Raw genomic sequence first — 25,451 nt, 5'->3', positions numbered from 1 at the left:
GTCGCGCGCGGGCCCCGCGCGGGTGCCCGGGAGGGGGCCAGGCTGCCGGATGGGGGTCGCTGGCGGTAACCTCCCGCTCATGTCCCGCCATGTCGCGATCGTCACCGATTCCACGGCCTATCTGCCCCCATCGGCGATGGCGCGGCATCGGATCACCGCTGTCCCCCTGACCGTGGTGCTCGGCGACGAGGCGCTCGAAGAGGGCACCGAGATCTCGGCCCGCAGCCTCGCCCTGGCCCTGCAGAAGCGCCGCTCGGTCACCACGTCCCGCCCCAGCCCGGAGGACTTCGCCCGCGCGTACCAGGCGGCGGCCGACGCCGGCGCGGCCGGCATCGTCAGCCTCCACCTCTCCGCCGAGTTCTCCGGCACCTGCGACGCCGCCGTGGTCGCCGCCAAGACCGCACCCGTCCCCGTCAGGGTCGTCGACACCGGCATGGTGGCCATGGCCCTCGGGTTCTGCGCGCTCGCCGCCGCCGAGGTGGTGGAGAGCGGCGGATCGGTCGACGAGGCCGTGGCGGCCGCGGAGAAGCGGGCCGCCGACATGTCGGCGTACTTCTACGTCGACACCCTCGACTACCTCCGGCGCGGCGGCCGCATCGGGGCCGCCCGGGCCCTCCTCGGCTCGGCGCTCGCCGTCAAGCCGCTGCTTACGCTGGACGGTGGACGGATCGAGATGTTGGAGAAGGTGCGTACGGCGTCCAAGGCGATCGCCCGCCTGGAAGAACTGGCCGTCGAACGCGCCGGAACGGGCAGCGTCGACATCGCCGTACACCACCTCGCGGCGCCGGAACGGGCCGAGGCGCTGGCGCAACGGCTCCGGGATCGGATTCCCGGGCTGGTCGAGCTGCACGTCAGCGAGGTCGGCGCGGTCATCGGCGCGCACACCGGGCCTGGGCTGCTTGCGGCCGTGGTCTCACCCCGCTGAACCCCGGACCGAACGGGCGGGTCACCGGAACGACTGACCCGGTTATCCACAACGGGCCACTCCTCCACAGGAATCGAAGCCTCCGGACGGAGATCGGGAGGGGCCCTTACCGTCGTTGGCATGACTGTGCGAACGCGTACTTCGTCCCCTTCCCGAGCCGGCGCCACCAGTGGCCCCGGCCGCTCCCGCCGGTCCGACGGCCGGTTCCGCGACGGTCGGCGGCGACCGCCCGTCGACCCCGTGACGGTGCGGCGCCGGGCCGAAGCCATCCTGACGGCGCCGCCGCCCGGCCCTCTGCCCGACTCCGCATCCGTGCCCGGCCCTCTGCCCGTGCCTGAGGTCTCGGCCCCCGATTCCGCGCCGGCGGCGCCCCTTTCCGGCGCCGTCGCCGGTCGCGAGCCGCCGGCCGTGGCGGAGGCGGCCCGGCCGGACCGGCGGGGTGCGTGGCGGCTCGCGGTGCGGGAGCGGCTGCCCGTGTGGGTGCAGGCGCGGTGCGAGGTCGAGCCGCGGACGGTGGCGGCGCTCGCCGTGGTGCTGGTCGCGGGGGTGGGTTTCGCGGGGCAGCAGTACTGGTCGGCCCGGCCGGGGCCGGTGACGGCGCCGGCGGTCGTCGCCCCCGCTTCGGTACCCGCACCCGCCCCCGCCCCGGCGGCCCCGTCCCCCACCGGAGGTACCCGGGTCGTGGTGGACGTCAGTGGCAAGGTCCGCGAGCCGGGGGTGCGAACCCTGCCCGCCGGGGCGCGGGTGGAGGACGCCTTGGCCGCCGCCGGAGGAGTGCGGCCGGGCACCGACACAAGCGGGCTGAACCGGGCCCGGGTCCTGGTGGACGGCGAACAGGTGGTGGTGGGGGCGCCCGCGCAGGCCCCGGCGGCCGGTGGCGGCCCGGGTTCCGGCTCGGCCGGCGGCCCGTTGAGCCTCGGCAGCGCCACCGTCGCACAGCTCGACGGGTTGCCCGGGGTCGGCCCCGTGCTCGCGCAGCACATCGTCGACTTCCGGACCGCGCGGGGCGGATTCCGCTCCGTGGAGGAACTCCGGCAGGTCAACGGGATCGGCGAACGCCGGTTTTCCGACCTGCGCAAGTTGGTGCGGCCGTGAACCGCCCCGGGGAGGCCGGGCCGACGGACCTGCGGCTCGCGGTGCCGGCGGCGGCCGCGTGGGCGGGGGCCGCCGCCGCCCTCGACGCACCGGCCGGGTGGACCGCCGCCGGGGTGGGCCTGGCGGTGGTGGGGGCGGGGTTGGCACTCCTGGCCGGCCGCCGAAGGCCGCGTCCGCCGTGGAGGCTGGGCGCGGTCGCTGCCGCCGGGTTGCTCTGCGCGGGCGCCGGCGCCGGTGTGGCAGGGCTCCAGCGGGCCGAGGCGCGGGCCGGTCCCGTCGTGGGGCTGGCCGGGGAGCACGCCCGGGTCCTGGCGGAGCTCACCGTCGGCTCGGACCCCCGGAGCGTCGGGGCCGGGAGCGGGCCGCCGATGGTGACGCTGGACGCGGTGGTGACCCGGGTGACCGGCCCCGACGGGGCGCGGACCAGGGTCGAGACGCCGGTGCGGGTATTGGCCGGGCATTCCGCGTGGGCGGTGTTGCAGCCCTCGACACGGGTCGAGGTGGTGGGGCGGCTGTCCCCCGGCCGGGGCGGGGAACGGGCGGTGGCCTTGCTCCGCCCGGCCGGGGACACGCCACCGAGGGTGATCCGCGGCCCCGGCGCGGTGCAGCGGCTCGCCACGACACTGCGGGCGGGGCTGCGGGAGGCGACACGGGGGCTGCCGCCCGACGCGGGGGCGCTGCTGCCGGGGCTGGTGGTCGGCGACGTCTCCCGGGTTCCGCCCGACCTGCGGGAGGCGTTCCAGGCCACCGATCTGCTGCACCTGCTGGCGGTGTCCGGCTCCAACCTCACCGTGGTGCTGTTCCTGCTCCTCGGGCCCCCGGCCGCCGCGCAGCACGCCGAGCGGCGCGGATTGGCGCCTCGCCTCGGCCTCTCGCTGAGGGCGACGGCCCTGTGCGGGGCGGCGCTCACGCTCGCCTTCGTGGTGGTCTGCCGGCCCGAACCGAGCGTGCTGCGGGCCGCCGCCTGCGGGGCCGTCACCCTGCTCGCCCTGGCCACCGGTCGGCGCAGGTCGTTGGTTCCGGCACTGGCGGCGGCCGTTCTGTTGCTGGTCCTGTACGACCCGTGGCTGGCCCGCAGCCCCGGGTTCCTGCTGTCCGTACTGGCGACCGGGGCGCTGTTGACCCTGGCGCCGCGGTGGGGCGAGGCCCTGCGGAGGCGGGGCGTGCGGCCCGGCCTCGCGGACGGGTTGGGGGCCGCCCTGGCCGCCCAGGCGGTGTGCGCCCCGGTGGTGGCGGCGCTCTCCGCCCGGGTGAGCCTGGTGGCGGTGCCGTGCAACCTGCTCGCCGAACTCGCGGCGGGTCCCGCCACGGTGCTGGGCTTCGCGACGCTCGCGGTGGCCCCGCTCTACATGCCGGCGGCGGAACTCCTCGCGCGGTGCGCGGGCGTGCCGGCCGGGTGGATCGCCGGGGTGGCCCGCGCCGGTGCGAGGCTGCCGGGGGCGGAGCTCGCGTGGCCCGGCGGGTTCACGGGAGGCGCGCTGCTGGTCGCGGCCACCGCCGGCGTGCTCGGCCTGTGCGTGCGGTGGGGGCGCAGGTGGTGGTTCTGCTCCGCCTTGGCCGTGGCGCTGCTCGCCGCCGTACTCAGGCCGCCTCTGCTCATCCGTACGTTCAAAGGATGGCCGCCGCCCGACTGGAGCTACGTCCAGTGCGCGGTGGGGCAGGGGGACGCGGCCGTCATCGCCGTGGGACCGGGAACGGCGGTGGTCGTGGACGCGGGACCGGAAGCCGGGCCGGTGGACGCCTGCCTGCGGAGCCTTGGTGTGAGCAAGATCCCTTTGCTCGTGCTGACGCACTTCCACGCCGACCATGTGGGCGGGCTCGCGGGAGTGCTTCGCGGCCGGGCCGTGGGCTCGATCCAGACGACGACGCTGGAGGAACCGGCGCCCCAGGCGGAGTTCGTCCGGCGCGCCGCGGCCGGGGCCCGGGTGCCCGTGGTCGCCGCCGTGGCCGGTGAGCGGCGCCGTACCGGACCGCTGGAGTGGCGGGTGCTGTGGCCGCCGCCCGGGGGGCCGCCGGTGGAAGGACCCAACGACGCGAGCGTCACCCTGCTGGTGCGAACCTCCGGCCTGACCCTGCTCCTCCTCGGTGATCTCGAACCACTCGCCCAGCGGGCCCTGTTGAGGGATCACCCCGAACTCGGGCCCGTGGACGTGTTGAAAGTCGCCCACCACGGTTCCGCCCACCAGGACCCCGACCTCCAGGCGCGGGTCAGGCCGCGGATCGCGCTCGTCCCGGTGGGCGCCGGAAACCGGTACGGTCACCCCGCGTCCGTCACCCTCGCCAGGCTGCGGGCGATGGGTACGCTCGTTCTGCGCACCGACACCGACGGCAGCGTGGCCGTCGCGGGGAGCGGACCCGGGCTTCGGGCGTTTCCGGCCGGCCGCCGACGCGAGCGGCGCGGGCATACCGGGCGCAGCCCTTCTGTTTGCCCCCAACCCGGCAGCATGATCGAATGCGTCTTCGCCAGAACGGTCCAAGTCCACACTGCACGGGGGTGCATCAACCATGTTCGGACGCCGACGGGGGATGGAGACGGGCGGCAGCGCCGCCTCTCACACGGCCGCGACGCTGACGCTGCCACACACGGCCCGGCTGCTCAGTTGCCGGGTGCTCGACACGGTGCACCAGCCGGTGCGCCAAGCCAAGTTCGAGGTGACCGACCCGATCGGCCGCCGGGTCGTCAGCGGGGAGACCGACCCGTACGGCGGGTTCACCGCCGCGGTGCCGGAGGGGGAGTACCGGCTCACCGTCACCGCCGAGGGCTACGCGCCCTTCCACGGTGCGACGCTGGTGGGGGACCCGGCGCAGCGCGGCACGGCGGAGATCGTCCTCGACACGGTGGAGCCGCCACTGCTGCCCGCGCCCGGGCACTGGGAACTCGATCCGACGCACTCGTCGATCGGCTTCACCGCACGGCACATCGGCTTCGCCCGGATCCACGGCCGGTTCACGACCTTCGCCGGCGCGGTGCGGATAGCCGAGCGGATGGAGGACTCCTCCATGCGCGTCATCATCGACGCGGCGAGCATCGACACGGGACTGCGGATGCGGGACGACCACCTGCGTTCCGCGGACTTCCTGGACGCGACGCGCCATCCCACGGTGGAGTTCTACAGCGAGCGCTTCATCCACCGCGGCGGCAGCCGTTGGGCCGTCGCGGGCGCCCTGACCCTTCACGGCGTCAGCCGTTCCGTCACCTTGGACACCCAGTACCTGGGCAACGGCACGGGGCTCCAAGGCGAGCCGCGGGCCGCGTGCCGGGCCACGACGGAACTGAACCGCGAGGACTTCACGCTGAACTGGCAGTCGGTGCTGGCGCACGGGGTCGCGGCGATCGGCGCGAGCGTCGAGGTCGAGTTGGACATCCAGATCGTCCACAAGGCCTGAGGAGGCCGGGGCTCAGGAGGCCGGGGTCGAGGAGGCCGGGATGGGGGCTCAGGGGGCCTCCAGCCACCCCTCGTAGGCGGCGGCCAGGTCGTCCATGGCTGCGGAATCGAGCTTGCCCTGCGGGTCTTCGACCACCACCAGCCACTGGGCGTCCTCCGCGTCGTCCTCACCGGCGAGGGCGTCGCGGACCAGTTGGGGTTCCTCGGGCAGGCCGAACCGGTCCACGATCTCGGCCGCCACCTCCTCGGCGGCGTCGCGGTCGGGCAGGACCAGTACATGTCGCAGGTTCACCCGACCATTCTCCGGGACGGTGCCGCTGCCGGGGATCGGGGGAGGGGGGTTGTCGGTGGGGCGTGGGATGCTGGAGGCGATGGCCACCAGGAAGAACCCCACCGACGATCCGCTCGCCCCGCTCACCCTCGCAGTGGGGCAGGAGGACCTGCTGCTCGACCGCGTCGTGCGGGACGTGGTGACGGCGGCGCGTGCCGCCGATGCCGACACCGACGTCCGGGACCTCGCCTCCGAGCAGCTCCAGCCCGGCACGCTGGCCGAGTTGACCAGCCCCTCGCTCTTCTCCGAGCGCAAGGTCCTGATCGTGCGCAACGCGCAGGACCTGTCCGCCGACTCGGTGAAGGAGGTCAAGGCGTACCTCGCGGCGCCGTACGAGGAGATCATCCTCGTCCTCCTGCACGCCGGTGGCGTCAAGGGCAAGGGCCTGCTGGACGCGGCACGCAAGGCGGGCGCCCGGGAGGTCGCCTGCCCGAAGATGACGAAGGCGGCGGACCGGCTGTCGTTCGTGCGGGGGGAGTTCCGGACGCTGGGGCGTTCGGCCACCCCCGAGGCGTGCCACAGCCTGGTCGACGCGATCGGCAGCGACCTGCGGGAGCTGGCGAGCGCGGTTGCGCAACTGTGCGCGGACGTCGAGGGAACCATCGACGAGGCCGTGGTCGGGCGTTATTACACCGGCCGGGCGGAAGCCTCCAGCTTCACCGTCGCCGACCGGGCGGTGGAGGGGCGGGCGGCGGAAGCCCTCGAAGCCCTGCGCTGGTCACTGTCCACGGGCGTGGCGCCGGTTCTGATCACCAGCGCCTTGGCCCAGGCGGTGCGGGCCATCGGGAAACTGGCCTCGGCGCCGCGGGGGGCCCGCCCGGGCGACCTCGCGCGGGACCTGGGCATGCCGCCGTGGAAGATCGACCGGGTCCGGCAGCAGATGCGGGGCTGGTCGGCGGACGGTGTCGCGGAGGCGTTGCGTGCGGTGGCGCTGGCCGACGCGGGGGTGAAGGGCGGGGGCGACGACCCGGCGTACGCCTTGGAGAAGGCGGTCGTAGCGGTATCCCGCGCGGCCCGCCCCACACGCCGTTAGGCCCTGTCGTCCAAGTCGCTCCTGGCCCGGGGCGTCCGGTACCGCACCTCGCCGCGTTGTCGGGGCGCCCGAGTACGTCCGGTACCCGGGCGCCCCTCCGCCTCGTGGTGCGCGGCACCGGACGCCCCGGGCCGCAACGGCGTTACTTTGACGACAGGCCCCAGGCCCCAGGCCGCTCGCCGATGCCGCCGGGCGCAAGCGGGTCCGCGGCGCCGGAGGTGGGGTGGGGATGACGAAGGCCCCGGTCGCACCCTGGGGAAGGGTGGCGGCCGGGGCCTTCGGTCACTTCTGGGTGCGCCGCACCCGCGTGGCGAACGCTTCGCGTGCGGCGCGGTTGCCGGTCGGGAGCGGGAGAGAGGGCCCGCTTGATCCCTACCCGGCGATCACATCAGGAGCTCAGCCCTGGAGGGTGGCAACCTTGGTGGCCAGCGCCGACTTCTTGTTGGCGGCGGCGTTCTTGTGGATGACACCCTTCGAGACAGCCTTGTCGAGCGCACGCGCGGCGGCGCGGGAAGCCACGGTGGCCTTCTCGACGTCACCGGCGGCCACGGCCTCGCGGGCCTTGCGGATCGCGGTCTTGAGCGAGGACTTGACGGCCTTGTTGCGCAGGCGCGCCTTCTCGTTCGTCTTGTTCCGCTTGATCTGGGACTTGATGTTCGCCACGAAAGAGCCTTTTCAGGTTCAGAGTTTGATCTTCGGATTGCGCCCCGGACGGTGAGAGGCCGTACGAGACACAGCTGCCCAGGTTACCAGGCACGCTCGGGGCAGCCCAAACCGGGCGCACTGCGCCGGCCATGGGACCATGGGACTCTGCATATACGAGACCACGTTCCGACTGCGACCCGAGAATCAGGACACTGCGTGCCCGCGATCCCCAGCCACGTGCCCGAGCCGAGCCGTACCGACCCGGCGCTGATCCGCAATTTCTGCATCATCGCGCACATCGACCACGGCAAGTCGACCCTCGCCGACCGGATGCTCCAGCTGACCGGCGTCGTCGACCAGCGGCAGATGCGCGCCCAGTACCTCGACCGCATGGACATCGAGCGTGAGCGCGGCATCACGATCAAGTCGCAGGCGGTCCGTCTGCCCTGGGCGCCCACCGAGGGGCCGGGCAAGGGCAGCACGCACATCCTGAACATGATCGACACCCCCGGTCACGTCGACTTCACCTACGAGGTCTCGCGCTCCCTCGCGGCGTGCGAGGGCACGATCCTCCTCGTCGACGCCGCCCAGGGCATCGAGGCCCAGACCCTCGCCAACCTGTACCTGGCGATGGAGAACGACCTCGCGATCGTCCCCGTGCTGAACAAGATCGACCTGCCGGCCGCCCAGCCGGAGAAGTTCGCCGAGGAGCTCGCGAACCTGGTCGGCTGCCAGCCCGAGGACGTACTGCGCGTCTCGGCCAAGACCGGCATGGGCGTCGACGCGCTGCTGGACAAGGTCGTCGCCACCGTCCCGGCCCCGGTCGGCGTCAAGGACGCCCCCGCCCGCGCGATGATCTTCGACTCGGTCTACGACTCGTACCGCGGTGTCGTGACCTACGTCCGTGTCGTCGACGGCCAGCTCAACAAGCGCGAGCGCATCCGGATGATGTCCACCGGCGCCACGCACGAGCTGCTGGAGATCGGCGTCTCCTCCCCGGAGATGACCCCGGCCGACGGCATCGGCGTCGGCGAGGTGGGCTACATCATCACCGGCGTGAAGGACGTCCGTCAGTCCAAGGTCGGTGACACCATCACCAGCCTGCACAACGGCGCGACCGAGGCCCTCGGCGGCTACAAGGACCCGAAGCCGATGGTGTTCTCGGGCCTGTACCCGCTGGACGGCTCGGACTACCCGGACCTGCGCGAGGCCCTGGACAAGCTCCAGCTCAACGACGCCGCGCTCGTCTACGAGCCCGAGACCTCGGCGGCGCTCGGCTTCGGCTTCCGCGTCGGCTTCCTGGGCCTGCTGCACCTGGACGTGGTCCGCGAGCGCCTGGAGCGCGAGTTCGGCCTCGACCTGATCGCCACCGCCCCGAACGTGGTCTACCGCGTCGTCCTGGAGGACGGCAAGGAGGTCACCGTCACCAACCCGAGCGAGTTCCCCGAGGGCAAGATCTCGGACGTGTTCGAGCCGGTCGTACGGGCCACGATCCTCGCGCCCAGCGAGTTCATCGGCGCGATCATGGAGCTGTGCCAGACCCGCCGCGGCACCCTGCTCGGTATGGACTACCTCTCCGAGGACCGGGTCGAGATCCGCTACACGCTCCCCCTCGCGGAGATCGTCTTCGACTTCTTCGACCAGCTGAAGTCCAAGACGCGCGGTTACGCCTCCCTGGACTACGAGCCCACCGGCGAGCAGTCCTCCAGCCTGGTCAAGGTCGACATCCTGCTGCACGGCGACAAGGTCGACGCCTTCTCCGCCGTCTGCCACAAGGACGCCGCCTACGCCTACGGTGTGCGGCTCGTCGCCAAGCTGCGCGAGCTCATCCCCCGGCAGGCCTTCGAGGTGCCGATCCAGGCGGCCGTCGGCTCCCGCGTCATCGCCCGCGAGACCATCCGCGCCATCCGCAAGGACGTCCTCGCGAAGTGCTACGGCGGTGACATCTCCCGTAAGCGGAAGCTGCTGGAGAAGCAGAAGGAGGGCAAGAAGCGCATGAAGATGGTCGGCTCCGTGGAGGTGCCGCAGGAGGCCTTCATCGCCGTCCTCTCCAGCGACGAGTCCGGCGGCAAGAAGAAGTAGCCGGCCTGCCACCCCGGTCGTGACAAACGGGCCCACATGCGGACGCATGTGGGCCCGTTTCGTTATGAACCGGCCGCCCGAGGCCCCTTACGCGAGCGCCGGGCGGCCTTTAGTCTGATCACTGCTCGATGGTTACTCGCCAGTCACAAACTCGCCAACAGCACGTGCGCAGGTCCCCACCCCGCCAGCCCCAAGCGCCCCACGCCCACGCTGTCGCGTGGACCGGTCCGGAGGATGTCGTGAGCGACACACAGACCTTGATCGAGAACCGCCCGCCCACCGTGGCGGCCCTCTTCCTGGAGCGTGTCGCCGCCACGCCGGACGGGGAGGCCTACCGGTACCCGGTCCCCTCGGCCGACGGCGCGCCCGACGACTGGAAGTCGCTGAGCTGGGGCCAGGCCGCCGACCGGGTGTTCGCCATCGCGGCAGGCCTGGCCGACCTCGGGCTCGGCCCCGAGGACCGGGTCGCGCTCGCCTCCAACACCCGGGTCGAATGGATCCTGGCCGACCTCGGCGTGATGTGCGCCGGCGCCGCGACCACCACCATCTACCCCAGCACCAACGCGGAGGAGTCGGCGTTCATCCTGGCCGACTCCGAGAGCCGGGTGCTGATCGCCGAGGACGCCAAGCAGCTCGCGAAGGCACGCGCGCACCGCGCCGACCTGCCCCGCCTCGCCCATGTCGTCGTCCTGGACGCCGAGGACGCGCTGGAGGCCGACGGCGACCCCGAGGGCTGGGTCCTGTCCCTCGACGCCCTGGAGGCACGCGGCAGGGAGTACCTCGCCAAGCACCCCGAGGCGGTCAAGGAGCGGATCGCCTCCATCACCGCGGACCAGCTCGCCACGCTGATCTACACCTCCGGCACCACCGGCCGCCCCAAGGGCGTGCGCCTGCCGCACGACAACTGGTCGTACATGGCCAAGGCGACCGTGGCCACCGGCATGATCCACGCGGACGACGTCCAGTACCTGTGGCTGCCGCTGGCCCACGTCTTCGGCAAGGTGCTCACCTCCGGCCAGATCGAGGTCGGTCACGTCACCGCGGTCGACGGCCGCATCGACAAGATCATCGAAAACCTGCCGGTGGTGCAGCCGACCTACATGGCGGCCGTCCCGCGCATCTTCGAGAAGGTCTACAACGGGGCCGCGGGCAAGGCCCGGGCCGCGGGCGGGGCCAAGTACAAGATCTTCAAGTGGGCCGCCGAGGTGGCGCGCGAGTACGCCAAGACCCGGCAGGACAACTACCGCCGCACCGGGAGCATGAAGGTCCCCGCCGGCCTCGCCGCCAAGCACAAGATCGCCGACGCGCTCGTCTACTCCAAACTCCGCGAGGCCTTCGGTGGCAAGCTGCGCGCAGCCGTCTCCGGCTCCGCCGCACTCGCACCCGAGATCGGCTACTTCTTCGCGGGCGCCGGCATCCACATCCTGGAGGGCTACGGACTCACCGAGTCCAGCGCCGCCTCCTTCGTCAACCCCGGCGAGGCCTACCGCACCGGCACCGTCGGCAAGCCGCTCCCCGGCACCGAGGTCCGCATCGCCGAAGACGGCGAGATCCTGCTGCGCAGCCCCGGCGTCATGCAGGGCTACCACCGGCTGCCCGACAAGACCGCCGAGGTACTGGAAGCGGACGGCTGGCTGCACACGGGCGACATCGGCGAACTCTCGCCGGACGGCTACCTGCGCATCACCGACCGCAAGAAGGACCTGATCAAGACGTCGGGCGGCAAGTACGTCGCCCCGGCCGAGATCGAAGGCCAGTTCAAGGCGATCTGCCCGTACGTCTCCAGCATCGTCGTGCACGGCGCGGACCGGAACTTCTGCTCGGCGCTGATCGCGCTCGACGGCCCGGCGATCCTGACCTGGGCGGCCGAGCACGGCCTGGAGGGCAAGACGTACGCCGAGGTCACGGCCGCGCCCGAGACGAACCGGCTGATCGAGACCTACGTCCAGACCCTCAACGAGGGACTCCAGCGCTGGCAGACGATCAAGCAGTTCCGGCTGCTGCCCCGCGACCTGGACGTGGAGCACGGCGACCTCACGCCGAGCCTGAAGCTGAAGCGGCCCGTCGTGGAGCGCGAGTTCAAGCACCTCATCGACGAGATGTACGTCGGGGCCAACGAGGCGTAAACGACCTTGGGGCAGTGCGGGACAATGGGCGCATGTCTTCCGCACTGCCCGACGGTGAACCCATGCCCGAAGACGGCTCCCTGCCGGCGCACGCCCTCGCGGGCGCCGGGGAGCGGCCTCTCGGGTTCTACCTGCACGTCCCGTACTGCGCCACGCGCTGCGGCTACTGCGACTTCAACACCTACACGGCGACCGAGCTGCGGGGTACCGGAGGCGTGCTCGCCTCCCGCGAGAACTACGCCGACACCCTGATCGACGAGGTCCGCCTCGCCCGCAAGGTGCTGGGGGAGGACCCCAGGGCCGTGCGGACGGTGTTCGTGGGCGGCGGCACGCCGACCCTGCTGCCGGCCGCCGACCTCGTACGGATGCTCGCCGCGATCCGGGACGAGTTCGGTCTGGCACCGGACGCCGAGATCACGACGGAGGCCAACCCGGAGTCGGTGAACCCCGAGTACCTCGCCGAGCTGCGCGCGGGCGGGTTCAACCGGATCTCCTTCGGCATGCAGAGCGCGAAGCAGCACGTCCTGAAGGTGCTGGACCGCACGCACACCCCCGGGCGGCCGGAGGCGTGCGTCGCCGAGGCGCGGGCGGCGGGCTTCGAGCACGTGAACCTGGACCTGATCTACGGGACGCCGGGGGAGTCGGACGAGGACTGGCGGGCGTCGCTCACGGCCGCGCTGGGGGCCGGTCCCGACCACATCAGCGCCTACGCGCTGATCGTGGAGGAGGGGACGCAGCTGGCGCGGCGGATACGGCGCGGCGAGGTCCCGATGACGGACGACGACGTGCACGCCGACCGGTACCTGATCGCGGACGCGGTGATGGCGGAGGCCGGGTACCACTGGTACGAGGTGTCGAACTGGGCCACCTCCGAGGCCGGGCGGTGCCTGCACAACGAGCTGTACTGGCGCGGGGCCGACTGGTGGGGCGCGGGGCCGGGCGCGCACTCGCACGTGGGCGGGGTGCGGTGGTGGAACGTGAAGCACCCGGGGGCGTACGCCGCCGCGCTGGCCGAGGGCCGTTCCCCCGGGGCCGGGCGGGAGCTCCTGTCGGCGGAGGACCGGCGCGTGGAGCGCATCCTGCTGGAGCTGCGTCTGGTGGACGGCGTGCCGTTGTCGCTGCTCGCGGAGGCGGGGACGGCGGCGTCGCGGCGGGCGCTGGCCGACGGGCTGCTGGAGCCGGGCCCGTACGAGGCGGGGCGCGCCGTGTTGACGTTGCGGGGGCGGTTGCTGGCCGACGCGGTGGTCCGGGACCTGGTCGACTGACGCGGGGCGACCGACGCGGGCCGCGGGTGTGGGGGTTGCCGGGCGGGCGTGCCGGATGCGGCGTCGTCGCGCTGCGCGGCCCGGCTGCGCCGGGCTTTCCGGGGCTCCGCCCCGGGCCCCGCGCCTCAAGCGCCGGCGGGGCCGGATTGCCCGGCCCGCGCCTCAGGCTTGCGAGGCCCGCGCCTCAAGCGCCGGCGGGGGTCGTGACGTGGTCGATGAGGTGTTCCACCGCGCCCAGGAGGGTGGGTTCGAGGTCCTTGTAGGACGTCACGCGGGACAGGATGTGCTGCCAGGCCGCTCCCGTGTTCGGGGGCCAGCCCAGGGCCTCGCAGATGCCCGTCTTCCAGTCCCGGCCCGGCGGGATCACCGGCCAGGCGGGGATGCCCAGCGCCGACGGCTTCACCGCCTGCCAGACGTCCACGTACGGGTGGCCCACCACCAGGACGTGCGGGGACGTCACCGACGCCGCGATGCGGGACTCCTTCGAGCCCGGCACCAGGTGGTCGACCAGCACGCCCAGGCGGGCGTCCGGCGCGGGTGCGAAGTCCGCGACGATGGCGGGCAGGTCGTCGATGCCCTCCAGGTACTCCACGACCACCCCCTCGATCCGCAGGTCGTCGCCCCAGACCCGCTCCACCAGCTCCGCGTCGTGGCGGCCCTCGACGTAGATCCGCCCGGCCCGCGCCACCCGTGCCCGGGCCCCGGGGACCGCCACCGAGCCCGACGCCGTACGGGCGGGAGCCGCCCCCGCGCGGGTCGGGCGGGTCAGGGTGACCACCGCGCCGTCCAGGAGGAAACCGCGCGGCTCCAGCGGGAAGGCGCGCCGCTTGCCGAAGCGGTCCTCCAGGGTCACCGTGCCGGCTTCGCAGGCCACCACCGCGCCGCAGAAGTCGGTGGCGGCCACCTCCACCACCAGGCCCGGGTCCGCCGACACCTCCGGAACGGCCTTGGCGCGCTTCCATTGCGGGGTCAGATCGGGGGAGTACTCACGCATCCGGCCGACGCTACGAGAGAGCCCGCGCTCACGCGTCCGACACGCCGAACCGCCCCGCGAGTGTGGCGCGTTGCGCACGCACGAAGCCCGCGTCGACCACCGCTCCGTGACCGGGTACGTACAGCGCGTCGTCCCCGCCCAGCGCCAGCAGCCGGTCCAGTGCGGCGGGCCACCGCGCGGGGACCGCGTCCGGGCCCGCCTGGGGTTCGCCCGACTCCTCCACGAGGTCCCCGCAGAAGACGACCTCCCGCCCGCCCGGCACGAAGACCGCCAGATCGTGCCGCGTGTGGCCCGGGCCGACGTTCGCCAGCAGCACCTGCACCCCGCCCAGCTCCAGCGTCCACTCGCCCGACACCAGGTGCCGCGGCGCCGGAAGCAGCTCCGCCGCCTCGGTGGCCTCCGCCTCCGCCAGGCCGTGCCGGACCGCGTCCGCCCGCAGGGCCTCCCGGTCCGACGCGAGGTGCGCGTCCAGCCCGACCGCGCCGTAGAACTCGGCCCCCGAGAAGGCCGAGCCGCCCAGCACGTGATCGAAATGTCCGTGCGTGAATGCGATATGGGTCACGCGGCGACCGGCCAACCGCTCGGCCTCCGCCCGCACCCGCGCCCCTTCGCGGACGCACGAGCCGGGGTCGATCAGGAGGACCGACTCGTCCCCCACCACCAGCCCCACCGTGCAGTCCCACACCGGCAGTCGGCGCCTCCCGGCCCGCCCGGTCAGCCGCTCCCAGCCCGCCTCTTCCCAACGCACGTCCATGCGGGGACGCTACCCTGGCGGGCCGCCCTTGCCTCCGGCGTACTACCCGGCCGTACACTGACCGGGGGATCTCTGGCACTCGGATACGCAGAGTGCCAACACGGCCCGCCCCGGGCCGACCGGAAACGACCGCAGCGACGACCCACCGCACTGGAGGTGTGCACGAGTGCTCAGCGAACGCAGGCTCGAGGTATTGCGCGCCATCGTCCAGGACTACGTGGGGACGGAGGAGCCGGTCGGGTCCAAGGCGCTCACCGAGCGCCACCGGCTCGGCGTCTCCCCGGCGACGGTCCGCAACGACATGGCCCTGCTGGAGGAGGAGGGCTACATCGCCCAGCCCCACACCAGCGCCGGACGCATCCCCACCGACAAGGGCTACCGGCTCTTCGTCGACAAGCTGGCGGGGGTCAAGCCCCTGTCGACGCCCGAGCGCCGGGCCATCCAGAACTTCCTCGACGGCGCGGTCGACCTCGACGACGTCGTCGGGCGCACCGTTCGACTGCTCGCGCAGCTCACCCGGCAGGTGGCCGTGGTGCAGTACCCGAGCCTGACCCGCTCCACCGTCCGGCACGTGGAGCTGCTGTCCCTGGCGCCCGCGCGCCTGATGCTCGTACTGATCACGGACACCGGGCGGGTCGAGCAGCGGCTCGTGGACTGCCAGACCCCCTTCGCCGAGACCTCGCTCGCCGACCTGCGGGCGCGCCTCAACAGCCGGGTCGTCGGCCGTCGGTTCACCGATGTGCCACCGCTCGTGCAGGACCTTCCCGAGTCCTTCGAGGCCGAGGACCGGGCGACGGTCAAGGCCGTCCTCGCGACCCTGCGTGAGACCCTGGTGGAGGAGGCGGAGGAACGGCTGATGATCGGCGGTACCGCCAACCTCACGCGGTTCGGACATGATTTCCCCCTGACGATCAGGCCGGTGCTGGAAGCGCTGGAGGAGCAGGTCGTGCTCCTCAAGCTGCTGGGCGAGGCGAGTGAGTCGGGGATGGCCGTGAAGATCGGGCATGAGAATGCCTACGAGGGACTGAACTCCACGTCCGTCGTCTCGGTCGGTTACGGTTCGGGCGGCGAAGCAGTCGCCAAACTCGGCGTGGTCGGACCGACCCGCATGGACTACCCCGGAACGATGGGAGCGGTACGCGCAGTGGCACGTTACGTCGGACAGATCCTGGCGGAGTCGTAAGTGGCCACGGACTACTACGCCGTTCTCGGCGTGCGCCGCGACGCATCGCAGGACGAGATCAAGAAGGCCTTCCGTCGCCTGGCGCGCGAACTCCATCCGGACGTGAATCCGGACCCGAAGACGCAGGAGCGCTTCAAGGAGATCAACGCGGCCTACGAGGTCCTCTCGGACCCGCAGAAGAAGCAGGTCTACGACCTCGGCGGCGACCCGCTGTCCTCCTCGGGCGGTGGCGGCGGCGCGGGCGGATTCGGTGCGGGCGGCTTCGGCAACTTCTCCGACATCATGGACGCCTTCTTCGGCCAGGCCTCGCAGCGCGGGCCGCGCTCGCGCACCCGCCGGGGCCAGGACGCCATGATCCGCCTCGACCTGGAACTGGACGAGGCGGCCTTCGGGACCACCAAGGACATCCAGGTCGACACGGCCGTCGTCTGCACCACCTGCTCCGGTGAGGGCGCCGCACCCGGCACCTCCGCGCAGACGTGTGACATGTGCCGCGGACGCGGCGAGGTGTCGCAGGTCACCCGGTCCTTCCTGGGCCAGGTCATGACCTCGCGGCCCTGCCCGCAGTGTCAGGGCTTCGGCACCGTCGTCCCCACCCCGTGCCCCGAGTGCGCGGGCGACGGCCGGGTCCGCTCCCGCCGCAGCCTCACCGTCAAGATCCCGGCGGGCGTGGAGAACGGCACCCGCATCCAGTTGGCGGGCGAGGGCGAGGTCGGCCCCGGCGGCGGCCCCGCCGGCGACCTGTACGTGGAGATCCACGAGCTGCCGCACCCGACCTTCCAGCGGCGCGGGGACGACCTGCACTGCACGGTCACCATCCCGATGACGGCGGCGGCCCTGGGCACCAAGTGCCCGCTGGAGACGCTCGACGGCTTGGAGGAGATCGACATCCGGCCCGGCACCGGGTCCGGCCAGGCGATCCCGCTGCACGGCCGCGGCGTCACGCACCTGCGCGGCGGCGGGCGTGGCGACCTGATCGTCCACGTCGAGGTCACCACCCCGGGCAAGCTGGACGCCCAGCAGGAGGACCTGCTGCGCCAGCTGGCGAAGCTGCGCGGCGAGGAGCGGCCGATGGGCCAGTTCGCGCCGGGCCAGCAGGGTCTGTTCAGCCGCCTCAAGGACGCGTTCAACGGCCGCTGACCGGCCCCGCGCACCTCGTACGAGCCCGGTCCGGGACTGCCCCGGACCGGGCTCGCTGCCGTCGCGGACCCGGGCCGGCGCAGGTCTCGCGGCGGCCGTCGGACCGCCGCCGGGAAGCGGACTATGCCAGGCGAATGCCGTGATTCGGCCCGGTGCGCCGGACGTGGCACGATGCAGGGCATGTCCACCGCGCCGAACGGTCTCTCCCCGTACCCGATCGTGCAGGCCCCCATGGCGGGCGGTGCCTCCTGCCCGCCGCTCGCCGCCGCCGTGTGCGAGGCGGGCGGCCTCGGATTCCTGGCCGGCGGCTACAAGACCGCCGACGGGATGTACCAGGAGATCAAGCAGGTGCGCGCCCTCACCCGGCGGCCCTTCGGCGTCAACCTGTTCATGCCGCAGACCGGCTACGTCGACCCCGCGGCCGTCGAGACCTACCGGGGACAACTGGCCGGCGAGGCGACCTGGTACGAGGTGTCCCTCGCGCCGGACGACACCCTCGGCACCTGCGACGACGGTTACGACGCCAAACTGGCCATCCTCCTGGAGGACCCCGTCCCGGTGGTCTCCTTCTCCTTCGGCTGCCCGCCGGCCGACGTCCTGACCAGGCTCCGCGAGGTGGGTACGTACACCGTCGTCACGGTGACCGCCGTGGACGAAGCCCGCACCGCCCAGGCCGCGGGCGCCGACGCGGTCTGCGTCCAGGGCGTCGAGGCGGGCGGTCACCAGGGCACCCACCGCGACGACCCGGAGACCGACGGCACGGCCGGCGTCGGCCTGCTCGTCCTCGTCGCGGCGGTACGCGAGGCGGTGGCCCTCCCCATCATCGCGGCGGGCGGGGTGATGCGCGGGGCGCAGATCGCGGCGTTGCTCGCGGCGGGCGCCGAGGCCGCCCAACTCGGCACGGCCTTCCTGCCCTGCCCGGAATCGGGCGCCGACCCCCTGCACAAGAGGGCGCTGACAGACCCGCTGTTCCCGCACACCGAGCTCACCCGGGCCTTCTCCGGCAGGCCCGCCCGGTGCCTGGTCAACCGCTTCATGCGCGAGCACGGCCCGTACGCCCCGGCCGCGTACCCGCAGGTCCACCACCTGACCTCGGGACTGCGCAAGGCGGCGGCCGCCGCCGGCGACCCGCAGGGCATGGCGCTGTGGGCGGGGCAGGGGCACCGGCTGGCGCGGGCGCTGCCGGCCGGGGAACTGGTGGAGGTGCTCGCGGCGGAAGTCGTCGGCGCACAGCACGCGTTGAAGGTCATGCAGATGAGGAGAGCGTCATGACGGCCCCGGTGTTCGTGGTCGAGGAGGTCCCCGCGGGGCCGGAGTTCACCCTGGACGGCCCCGAGGGGCGACACGCGGTGTCCGTCAAGCGGCTGAACCCGGGCGAGGACGTGGTCCTCACCGACGGCCGGGGTCGCTGGGCCGAGGGCGTCGTGAAGTCGGCGGAGGGCAAGGACCGGCTGGTCGTCGCGGTGTCCGGGGTCTTCGAGGAGCCGGAGCCCGCCGTGCGGATCACCGTCGTACAGGCGCTCCCCAAGGGTGACCGGGGCGAACTCGCGGTCGAGACGATGACCGAGACCGGGGTCGACGCGATCGTGCCCTGGCAGGCGTCCCGGTGCATCACCCAGTGGCGCGGCGAGCGGGGCGCCAAGTCCCTCGCCAAGTGGCGGGCCACCGCCCGGGAGGCGGGCAAGCAGTCCCGTAGGGTGCGCTTCCCCGAGGTCGCCGAAGCCCTGTCCACGAAGCAGGTGGCGGCGCTGCTGGCCGACGCCGACCTGGCCGTGGTCCTGCACGAGGACCGCGACACCCCCTCGGACGCCCTGGCCACGGCCCCGTTGCCCGCCGCCGGCTCCGTCGTCCTGGTGGTCGGCCCGGAGGGCGGGGTCTCGCCCGAGGAACTCGCCGTCTTCGCGGCGGCCGGCGCCCACCCGTACCGCCTGGGCCCCTCGGTCCTGCGCACCTCCACCGCCGGTACGGCCGCGACGGCGGTCCTGCTGGCCCGGACGGGCCGCTGGTCCTGAGCCGGGCCCGCCCCCGCCGGGGCGGGGGATCGAACCGGTCGCGAGCCGGTGGATCACCGCGCCGGTTACGATGCCCCGACCGACCCGATGTCTTGAACCGAGGCACGTCACGAGAGGCGCAGCAATGGCCGGGGAACCGCAGGCGGACTGCCTGTTCTGCAAGATCGTGGAGGGGAAGATCCCGGCGACGATCGTCCGCGAGTCCGAGACGACCGTCGCCTTCCGGGACATCAACCCGCAGGCGCCCACGCACGTCCTCGTCATCCCGAAGGCGCACTACCCCGACGCCGCGTCCCTGGCCGCCGCCGAGCCGACGCTCGCCGCCGACGTGCTGCGCGAAGCCGGGCAGATCGCCGCCGCCGAGGGCATCGCCGACCACGGCTACCGGATCGTGTTCAACACCGGCGCCGGCGCCGGCCAGACCGTCTGGCACGCCCACGCGCACGTCCTCGGCGGCCGCGGCCTCCAGTGGCCCCCCGGATAAGACGTGTCCGTACGCGAGTTCGTGGTCCTGGGGACCGCAAGCCAGGTCCCCACCCGGGCCCGTAACCACAACGGCTACCTGCTGCGCTGGGACGGCGAGGGCATCCTCTTCGACCCGGGCGAGGGCACCCAGCGCCAGATGCTGCGCGCCGGGGTCGCCGCGCACGACATCAACCGGATCTGCGTCACCCACTTCCACGGTGACCACAGCCTCGGCCTCGCCGGGGTGATCCAGCGGATCAACCTCGACCAGGTCCCGCACCCCGTCAGCGCGCACTACCCGGCCTCGGGACAGAAGTTCTTCGACCGGCTCCGCTACGCCACCGCCTACCGGGAGACGGTGCGGCTGCGCGAGGAGCCGGTGGCCGAGGACGGGACACTGGCGGTCGGGCCCTCGTACACCCTGGAGGCCCGGCGCCTCTCGCATCCGGTGGAGTCCTTCGGCTACCGGATCACCGAGCCGGACGGGCGCCGGATGGTGCCGGAGCTGCTGGCGCGGCACGGGATCAAGGGACCGGACGTGGGCCGGCTCCGGCGCGAGGGCAGCCTGGGCGACGTCGGTCTGGACGAGGTCAGCGAGCACCGGCCGGGGCAGCGGTTCGCCTTCGTGATGGACACCCGGCTGTGCGCGGGCGTGGACGCGCTCGCGGAGGGCTGCGACATGCTGGTGATCGAGTCGACGTTCCTGGACGAGGACGTGGCGCTCGCCGTCGACCACGGCCACCTCACCGCCGGACAGGCGGCGCGGGTGGCCAAGGACGCGGGAGTCCGGCACCTGGTGCTGACGCACTTCTCGCAGCGCTACCCCGACCCCGCCGAGTTCGAACGGCAGGCGCGGGCGGCCGGCTTCGAGGGTGAACTGACGATCGCCGCTGACCTCGTACGGGTTCCGCTCCCGAAGCGCGGGTAGCGGGGGGCGGGTTCCGGCCGAATCCGAGCGCCCGCGTGGTGACGTGGGTCACACTTGGTTTCGGTGCGTCCGCGTCCGGGCATCCACGACGGCTGTCCGCCGCGGGCCCGGGCGCGGCGAACCGTCCACCTCGGGCGCACACAGGAAACGGGGAGCACACGTGATCAGTCGGGACAGCCGCACCAGCCGCGAATCGAGACTGGACCCGCTCGGTCCGGTGCGCGATCCCCAGGAACCGGGCTGCGACGTCTTCCTCACCGGCACCGTCTTCCTCGACATCATCTTCACGGGCCTCGACTCGGCCCCCGTCCGCGGTACGGAGTCGTGGGCGCGCGGCATGGGCTCCAGCCCCGGCGGAGTCGCCAACATGGCCGCCGCGCTGGCCCGCCTCGGCCTGCGGACATCGCTGGCCGCGGCCTTCGGCGACGACCACTACGGCGAGTACTGCTGGGACGCGCTGGAACAGGGCGAGGGCATCGACCTGTCGATGTCCCGCAAGATCCCCGGCTGGCACAGCCCCGTCACCGTCTCCATGGCGTACGAGGGCGAGCGCACGATGGTCTCCCACGGGCACGAGGCCCCGCTCCCGGCGGGCCCCGGCCGGTTCCCGCAGTGCCCGCCGCGCGCCCGGGCGGCCGTGGCCTCGCTGGGCCCGGGCGCGGGCGAGGAGTGGATCGCGCAGGCGGCCCGGCAGGGGTCACGGGTCTTCGCCGACGTGGGCTGGGACGAGAGCGGTCGCTGGGACCTCGGGGCGCTGGCGGACCTGGGGCACTGCGAGGCCTTCCTGCCGAACGCCGGCGAGGCCATGCGGTACACCCGGACCGACTGCCCGCGCGCGGCGGCCCGGGCGCTGGCGGAGAAGGTGCCGGTCGCGGTGGTGACCATGGGCGCGGACGGCTCCTGCGCGGTGGACGGCCGCACCGGGGAGACGGCGGAGGTCCCCGGGATCACGGTCGACGCGCTGGACCCGACGGGAGCCGGTGACGTGTTCGTGGCGGGTTTCGTCACGGGCACCCTGGCCGGGTGGCCGCTGGCGGACCGGCTGGCGTTCGCCGGACTCACGGCGGCCCTGTCGGTGCAGGAGTTCGGCGGTTCCCTGTCGGCCCCGGGCTGGCCGGAGGTCTCCCACTGGTGGCGCGCCGCCCCGGAGAGTCTGCGCGACCGCTACGCCTTCCTGGACGCCCTGGTCCCGCCGGGCGCGCCGCCCGGCCCCCGCCGTCGGGCCGTCCCGACCATCGGGTTCCGGCCGTCCCTGTAGCCGGGTGTCGCGGCCGGGCCCGGCGCCTGCGCGGCGGCCCGGGGCGCCGCGGGACGGGCGCGACGGAAAAGCCCTCGGGGATGGCGCCGGGGAGTCGTACCCTTGGTAGTCCGGAGGTCGACGATCGGCGCGACCCCTCAGTGGGAGGTATGCGCAGGCCACAGTGCCGGCCCATGACTCAGACACCGACAGCCCGTACCCCAGCGCCGGGGCAGGCGCGAGCCCACTTCACCGTTCCGGCCACGCACCCGATGGTGACCGTGCTGGGCTCCGGTGACGCCCTGCTTCGCGTCATCGAAAAGGCCTTCCCGAAGGCCGACATCCATGTTCGGGGCAATCAGGTCAGCGCGATCGGCGACGCGGTGGAAGTCGCCCTGATCCAGCGCCTGTTCGACGAGATGATGCTGGTGCTCCGCACCGGGCAGTCGATGACGGAGGACGCAGTGGAACGCTCGATCGCCATGCTCAAGGCCAACGGCAAGGCCAACGGCGGCGACGGCGGCCACGAAGAGACACCGGCCGAGGTGCTCACCCAGAACATCCTCTCCAGCCGGGGTCGGACCATCCGTCCCAAGACGCTCAACCAGAAGCGTTACGTGGACGCGATCGACAAGAACACCATCGTCTTCGGCATCGGCCCGGCCGGTACCGGCAAGACGTACCTCGCGATGGCCAAGGCGGTCCAGGCGCTCCAGTCCAAGCAGGTCAGCCGGATCATCCTGACCCGCCCCGCCGTCGAGGCCGGCGAGCGCCTCGGCTTCCTGCCGGGCACCCTGTTCGACAAGATCGACCCGTACCTGCGTCCGCTGTACGACGCCCTGCACGACATGCTCGACCCGGACTCCATCCCGCGCCTGATGGCCGCCGGCACCATCGAGGTGGCCCCGCTCGCGTACATGCGCGGTCGCACCCTCAATGACGCCTTCGTCGTGCTCGACGAGGCGCAGAACACCACCGCCGAGCAGATGAAGATGTTCCTGACCCGGCTCGGCTTCGATTCGAAGATCGTCGTGACCGGTGACATCACGCAGATCGACCTGCCGGGCGGCGCCAAGAGCGGCCTGCGCGAGGTGCAGCGGATCCTCGACGGGGTGCCGGACATCCACTTCTCACGGCTCACCTCCGAGGATGTCGTCCGGCACAAGCTGGTCGGCCGTATCGTCGACGCGTACGAGAAGTACGACGACAGCCAGGACTCCCCCCAGTCCCGGAACGGCTACCAGCGGAAGTAGAACTCAGCGCACCATGTCGATCGACGTCAACAACGAGTCCGGGATCGAGGTCGACGAGCAGGCGGTCCTCGACATCGCCCGCTACGCGCTCACCCGCATGCGGATCCACCCGCTGTCCGAGCTGTCCGTCATCGTCGTCGACGAGGAGGCGATGGAGCAGCTCCACATCCAGTGGATGGACCTGCCCGGACCCACCGACGTCATGTCCTTCCCGATGGACGAACTGCGTCCCCCGGCGAAGGACGACGAGGAGCCCCCGCAGGGGCTCCTCGGCGACATCGTGCTGTGCCCGGAAGTCGCCAAGCGGCAGGGCGAGGAAGCGCCGACGCGGCACTCCATGGACGAGGAGCTCCAGCTCCTGACCGTCCACGGGGTGCTGCACCTGCTCGGGTACGACCACGAGGAGCCGGACGAGAAGGCCGAGATGTTCGGCCTCCAGGCGGCCATCGTCGACGGCTGGCGCGGTGAGCGCGGCCTGACCGGCCCGTCCCCCGCCCCCACCGTCTCGTGACCGGCGCACCGCAGCTGATCAGCGGCGCGGTGCTGCTGGTCGTCGTGGCGTGGTTCGCGGCCTGCGCGGAGTCCGGGATCGCCCGCGTCTCCAGCTTCCGCGCCGAGCAGGCCGTACGGGAGGGCCGGCGCGGCAGTGCCAAGCTGGCGCAGGTCACCGGGGACCCGACCCGCTACGTCAATGTGGCGCTGCTCGTCCGGGTCACCTGTGAGATGGCGGCGGGCGTGCTCGTCACCTACGTGTGCCTGGACGAGTTCGGCGAGAACTGGACCGCGCTGCTCGTGGCCATCGCCGTGATGGTGCTGGTGTCGTACGTGGCGGTGGGGGTGTCCCCGCGCACCATCGGCCGTCAGCACCCGCTGAACACGGCGACCGCGGCCGCGTACGTGCTCGTCCCGCTGGCCCGGGTCATGGGGCCGATCCCGCAGCTGCTGATCCTCCTCGGCAACGCGCTCACCCCGGGCAAGGGCTTCCGCAAGGGACCGTTCGCCTCCGAGGCCGAGCTGCGGGCCATGGTGGACCTGGCGGAGAAGGAATCGTTGATCGAGGACGACGAGCGTCGGATGGTGCACCAGGTCTTCGAACTCGGCGACACCCTCGTGCGCGAGGTGATGGTGCCCCGCACCGACCTGGTCTGCATCGAGCGGTACAAGACGGTGCGCCAGGCGACGACGCTCGCGCTGCGCTCGGGCTTCTCGCGTATCCCGGTGACCGGGGAGAACGAGGACGACATCGTCGGGATCGTCTACCTGAAGGACCTCGTCCGCAAGACGCACATCAGCCGGGAGGCGGAGTCCGACCTCGTCTCGACGGCCATACGGCCGGCCGTCTTCGTGCCCGACACCAAGAACGCCGGCGACCTGCTCCGCGAGATGCAGTCGGTGCGCAACCACGTGGCCGTCGTCATCGACGAGTACGGAGGTACGGCGGGCATCGTGACGATCGAGGACATCCTGGAGGAGATCGTCGGCGAGATCACCGACGAGTACGACCGCGAACTCCCGCCGGTCGAGGAGCTCGGCGACGACCGGTACCGGGTCACCGCCCGCCTCGACATCACCGACCTCGGGGAGCTGTTCAAGGTCGAGGCCTTCGACGACGAGGACGTGGAGACGGTCGGCGGCCTGCTCGCCAAGGCGCTGGGCCGGGTGCCGATCGCGGGCGCGTCGGCCGTGGTGGAGCTGCCCGACGGGCGGCCGCTGCGGCTGACGGCCGAATCCCCGGCCGGCCGCCGGAACAAGATCGTGACGGTGTTGGTGGAGCCCGTGGTGATGGAGCCGGACGAGGGCGTGGAGGTGCCCGAATGACCCCCGCGGAGCTGCGCGCCTTCTGTCTGGGCTTCAACGCGGCGGTGGAGGAGTTCCCCTTCACGCCGGAGACCTCGGTGTTCAAGGTGCTCGGCAAGGTGTTCGCGCTGACGGCGCTGGACGCCGAACCGTTGAAGATCAACCTCAAGTGCGAGCCGGAGGCGGCGGTGCGGCTGCGGGCGGAGTACGAGGCGATCGTTCCGGGCTGGCACATGAACAAGCGGCACTGGAACACGGTGACGGTCGCCGGGCTGCCGGACGAGATGGTCCGGGAGCTGGTGGAGGACTCGTACGACCTGGTCGTCGCCGGGCTGCCCAAGGCCGAGCGGTTGCGGCTGGACCGGCCCTGAGCCGTGGGGGCGGCGGCCCGGCGGGGCCGTCCCCCGGGCCCGCCCGGGCGCTCCCTATGCTTTCGCCCATGAGCGACAACACCGGGATCGACCCCGAGGACACCAAGATCATCACACTGGCGCGCAGCGCCCGCGCCCGCAACGGCGTGCCGGAGGGCGCGGCGGTGCGCGACGAGACGGGCCGCACGTACGTGGCCGGGACCGTGGAGCTGGACTCCCTCAAGCTGAGCGCGCTGCGCACGGCGGTCGCGATGGCGGTGGCCAGCGGGGCGCGGTCCCTGGAGGCCGCCGCCGTGGTGAGCGCGGCGGACGTCCCGGCCGACGCGGACCGCGCGGCCGTCCGCGACCTCGGCGGCCCGGATACCCCGGTCCTCCTGGCGGCCCCGGACGGCACCCTCAAGTCCACGACGCCGGCGGGCTGAGCCCTAC

Annotated in this window: 23 protein-coding genes and 1 pseudogene; 20 read left to right on the top strand and 4 right to left on the bottom strand. The window is 72.8% G+C overall.

Going from position 1 to position 25,451, the window contains the following annotated elements:
• Positions 1–79 precede the first annotated feature (79 nt).
• The 4 genes and pseudogenes from E6R62_RS24460 to E6R62_RS24445 all read left to right on the top strand — a co-directional run bounded on the left by E6R62_RS24460 (position 80) and on the right by E6R62_RS24445 (position 5,407).
• Positions 80–925, top strand: a complete 846-nt coding sequence (locus tag E6R62_RS24460) for a DegV family protein (protein ID WP_136215678.1) — start codon at positions 80–82, stop codon at positions 923–925.
• 120 nt (positions 926–1,045) lie between these two features.
• Positions 1,046–2,020 (top strand): ComEA family DNA-binding protein, encoded by a 975-nt coding sequence (locus E6R62_RS24455; protein WP_136215677.1) that lies wholly within the window; start codon positions 1,046–1,048, stop codon positions 2,018–2,020.
• Positions 2,017–4,389 (top strand): annotated as a pseudogene (locus E6R62_RS24450) (ComEC/Rec2 family competence protein); the annotation flags it as partial. The gene E6R62_RS24455 and the pseudogene E6R62_RS24450, both read left to right, overlap by 4 nt.
• Positions 4,390–4,546: 157 nt before the next feature.
• Positions 4,547–5,407 (top strand): YceI family protein, encoded by an 861-nt coding sequence (locus E6R62_RS24445; protein ID WP_136215700.1) that lies wholly within the window; start codon positions 4,547–4,549, stop codon positions 5,405–5,407.
• A 48-nt stretch (positions 5,408–5,455) separates the two neighbouring features.
• On the opposite strand, the gene E6R62_RS24440 is transcribed toward E6R62_RS24445, so the two are convergent.
• Complete coding sequence (locus tag E6R62_RS24440; protein ID WP_136215676.1) at positions 5,456–5,698, bottom strand: hypothetical protein; 243 nt, start codon at positions 5,696–5,698, stop codon at positions 5,456–5,458.
• 79 nt (positions 5,699–5,777) lie between these two features.
• Between E6R62_RS24440 and holA the strand changes: the two genes are divergently transcribed.
• Positions 5,778–6,770, top strand: a complete 993-nt coding sequence (gene holA, locus E6R62_RS24435) for a DNA polymerase III subunit delta (protein ID WP_136215675.1) — start codon at positions 5,778–5,780, stop codon at positions 6,768–6,770.
• 396 nt (positions 6,771–7,166) lie between these two features.
• On the opposite strand, the gene rpsT is transcribed toward holA, so the two are convergent.
• Entirely contained in the window at positions 7,167–7,433 is a 267-nt protein-coding gene (rpsT, locus tag E6R62_RS24430) for a 30S ribosomal protein S20 (protein WP_030159297.1), read from the bottom strand.
• 198 nt (positions 7,434–7,631) lie between these two features.
• On the opposite strand from rpsT, the gene lepA reads away from it, so the two are divergent.
• The 3 genes from lepA (at position 7,632) to hemW (ending at position 12,888) form a co-directional block, all read left to right on the top strand.
• Entirely contained in the window at positions 7,632–9,497 is a 1,866-nt protein-coding gene (gene lepA, locus E6R62_RS24425; protein ID WP_136215674.1) for a translation elongation factor 4, read from the top strand.
• Positions 9,498–9,736: 239 nt separating this feature from the next.
• Positions 9,737–11,623, top strand: a complete 1,887-nt coding sequence (locus E6R62_RS24420) for a long-chain fatty acid--CoA ligase (protein ID WP_136215673.1) — start codon at positions 9,737–9,739, stop codon at positions 11,621–11,623.
• A 32-nt stretch (positions 11,624–11,655) separates the two neighbouring features.
• Positions 11,656–12,888: a radical SAM family heme chaperone HemW gene (gene hemW, locus E6R62_RS24415; protein WP_136215672.1), complete on the top strand. Its 1,233-nt coding sequence runs from the start codon at positions 11,656–11,658 to the stop codon at positions 12,886–12,888.
• A 184-nt stretch (positions 12,889–13,072) separates the two neighbouring features.
• On the opposite strand, the gene E6R62_RS24410 is transcribed toward hemW, so the two are convergent.
• Complete coding sequence (locus tag E6R62_RS24410; RefSeq protein WP_136215671.1) at positions 13,073–13,882, bottom strand: DUF3097 domain-containing protein; 810 nt, start codon at positions 13,880–13,882, stop codon at positions 13,073–13,075.
• Positions 13,883–13,910: 28 nt separating this feature from the next.
• Positions 13,911–14,636 carry an MBL fold metallo-hydrolase gene (locus E6R62_RS24405; protein WP_136215670.1) on the bottom strand — a complete coding sequence of 242 codons (726 nt, stop codon included), beginning with the start codon at positions 14,634–14,636 and terminating at the stop codon, positions 13,911–13,913.
• A 166-nt stretch (positions 14,637–14,802) separates the two neighbouring features.
• On the opposite strand from E6R62_RS24405, the gene hrcA reads away from it, so the two are divergent.
• From hrcA to E6R62_RS24345, 12 genes are all read left to right on the top strand, one after another.
• Positions 14,803–15,819: a heat-inducible transcriptional repressor HrcA gene (gene hrcA / locus E6R62_RS24400; RefSeq protein WP_136215669.1), complete on the top strand. Its 1,017-nt coding sequence runs from the start codon at positions 14,803–14,805 to the stop codon at positions 15,817–15,819.
• Positions 15,820–16,959: a molecular chaperone DnaJ gene (gene dnaJ, locus E6R62_RS24395; RefSeq protein ID WP_136215668.1), complete on the top strand. Its 1,140-nt coding sequence runs from the start codon at positions 15,820–15,822 to the stop codon at positions 16,957–16,959.
• 180 nt (positions 16,960–17,139) lie between these two features.
• A complete protein-coding gene (locus E6R62_RS24390; RefSeq protein ID WP_136215667.1) occupies positions 17,140–18,231 on the top strand; it encodes a nitronate monooxygenase in 1,092 nt (363 codons plus the stop codon).
• Entirely contained in the window at positions 18,228–18,971 is a 744-nt protein-coding gene (locus tag E6R62_RS24385; RefSeq protein ID WP_136215666.1) for a 16S rRNA (uracil(1498)-N(3))-methyltransferase, read from the top strand. Before E6R62_RS24390 ends, E6R62_RS24385 begins: the two co-directional genes overlap by 4 nt.
• Positions 18,972–19,095: 124 nt before the next feature.
• The gene (locus tag E6R62_RS24380) at positions 19,096–19,455 is read left to right on the top strand and encodes a histidine triad nucleotide-binding protein (protein WP_136215665.1); all 360 of its coding nucleotides are present in this window, start codon (positions 19,096–19,098) and stop codon (positions 19,453–19,455) included.
• 3 nt (positions 19,456–19,458) lie between these two features.
• Complete coding sequence (locus E6R62_RS24375) at positions 19,459–20,364, top strand: ribonuclease Z (RefSeq protein ID WP_136215664.1); 906 nt, start codon at positions 19,459–19,461, stop codon at positions 20,362–20,364.
• A gap of 160 nt (positions 20,365–20,524) precedes the next feature.
• Positions 20,525–21,622, top strand: coding sequence for a carbohydrate kinase family protein (locus E6R62_RS24370; protein ID WP_240801857.1), 1,098 nt, complete (start codon positions 20,525–20,527; stop codon positions 21,620–21,622).
• Positions 21,623–21,795: 173 nt separating this feature from the next.
• A complete protein-coding gene (locus tag E6R62_RS24365; RefSeq protein WP_136215663.1) occupies positions 21,796–22,854 on the top strand; it encodes a PhoH family protein in 1,059 nt (352 codons plus the stop codon).
• 13 nt (positions 22,855–22,867) lie between these two features.
• Complete coding sequence (gene ybeY / locus E6R62_RS24360) at positions 22,868–23,365, top strand: rRNA maturation RNase YbeY (RefSeq protein ID WP_136215662.1); 498 nt, start codon at positions 22,868–22,870, stop codon at positions 23,363–23,365.
• Positions 23,362–24,672: a hemolysin family protein gene (locus E6R62_RS24355; protein WP_136215661.1), complete on the top strand. Its 1,311-nt coding sequence runs from the start codon at positions 23,362–23,364 to the stop codon at positions 24,670–24,672. The genes ybeY and E6R62_RS24355 overlap by 4 nt, the downstream gene beginning before the upstream one ends.
• The gene (locus E6R62_RS24350; protein ID WP_136215660.1) at positions 24,669–25,022 is read left to right on the top strand and encodes an MmcQ/YjbR family DNA-binding protein; all 354 of its coding nucleotides are present in this window, start codon (positions 24,669–24,671) and stop codon (positions 25,020–25,022) included. The genes E6R62_RS24355 and E6R62_RS24350 overlap by 4 nt, the downstream gene beginning before the upstream one ends.
• 68 nt (positions 25,023–25,090) lie before the next feature.
• Positions 25,091–25,444: a cytidine deaminase gene (locus E6R62_RS24345; RefSeq protein WP_136215659.1), complete on the top strand. Its 354-nt coding sequence runs from the start codon at positions 25,091–25,093 to the stop codon at positions 25,442–25,444.
• Positions 25,445–25,451 lie beyond the last annotated feature (7 nt).

Source organism: Streptomyces sp. A1136 (genome assembly GCF_004795055.1).
GTDB lineage: Bacteria > Actinomycetota > Actinomycetes > Streptomycetales > Streptomycetaceae > Streptomyces.
The sequence above is the reverse complement of the archived record's forward strand: the minus strand, read 5'-3'. Positions and strand labels throughout refer to the sequence as shown.

Coding starts and splice junctions, on each gene's coding strand:
- E6R62_RS24365 (WP_136215663.1), top strand. CDS start 21,796: ATGACTCAGACACCGACAGCCCGTACCCCAGCGCCGGGGCAGGCGCGA.
- E6R62_RS24345 (WP_136215659.1), top strand. CDS start 25,091: ATGAGCGACAACACCGGGATCGACCCCGAGGACACCAAGATCATCACA.
- holA (WP_136215675.1), top strand. CDS start 5,778: ATGGCCACCAGGAAGAACCCCACCGACGATCCGCTCGCCCCGCTCACC.
- E6R62_RS24460 (WP_136215678.1), top strand. CDS start 80: ATGTCCCGCCATGTCGCGATCGTCACCGATTCCACGGCCTATCTGCCC.
- E6R62_RS24410 (WP_136215671.1), bottom strand. CDS start 13,882: ATGCGTGAGTACTCCCCCGATCTGACCCCGCAATGGAAGCGCGCCAAG.
- E6R62_RS24350 (WP_136215660.1), top strand. CDS start 24,669: ATGACCCCCGCGGAGCTGCGCGCCTTCTGTCTGGGCTTCAACGCGGCG.
- hemW (WP_136215672.1), top strand. CDS start 11,656: ATGTCTTCCGCACTGCCCGACGGTGAACCCATGCCCGAAGACGGCTCC.
- E6R62_RS24380 (WP_136215665.1), top strand. CDS start 19,096: ATGGCCGGGGAACCGCAGGCGGACTGCCTGTTCTGCAAGATCGTGGAG.
- E6R62_RS24405 (WP_136215670.1), bottom strand. CDS start 14,636: ATGGACGTGCGTTGGGAAGAGGCGGGCTGGGAGCGGCTGACCGGGCGG.
- ybeY (WP_136215662.1), top strand. CDS start 22,868: ATGTCGATCGACGTCAACAACGAGTCCGGGATCGAGGTCGACGAGCAG.
- E6R62_RS24445 (WP_136215700.1), top strand. CDS start 4,547: ATGGAGACGGGCGGCAGCGCCGCCTCTCACACGGCCGCGACGCTGACG.
- E6R62_RS24455 (WP_136215677.1), top strand. CDS start 1,046: ATGACTGTGCGAACGCGTACTTCGTCCCCTTCCCGAGCCGGCGCCACC.
- E6R62_RS24385 (WP_136215666.1), top strand. CDS start 18,228: ATGACGGCCCCGGTGTTCGTGGTCGAGGAGGTCCCCGCGGGGCCGGAG.
- E6R62_RS24390 (WP_136215667.1), top strand. CDS start 17,140: ATGTCCACCGCGCCGAACGGTCTCTCCCCGTACCCGATCGTGCAGGCC.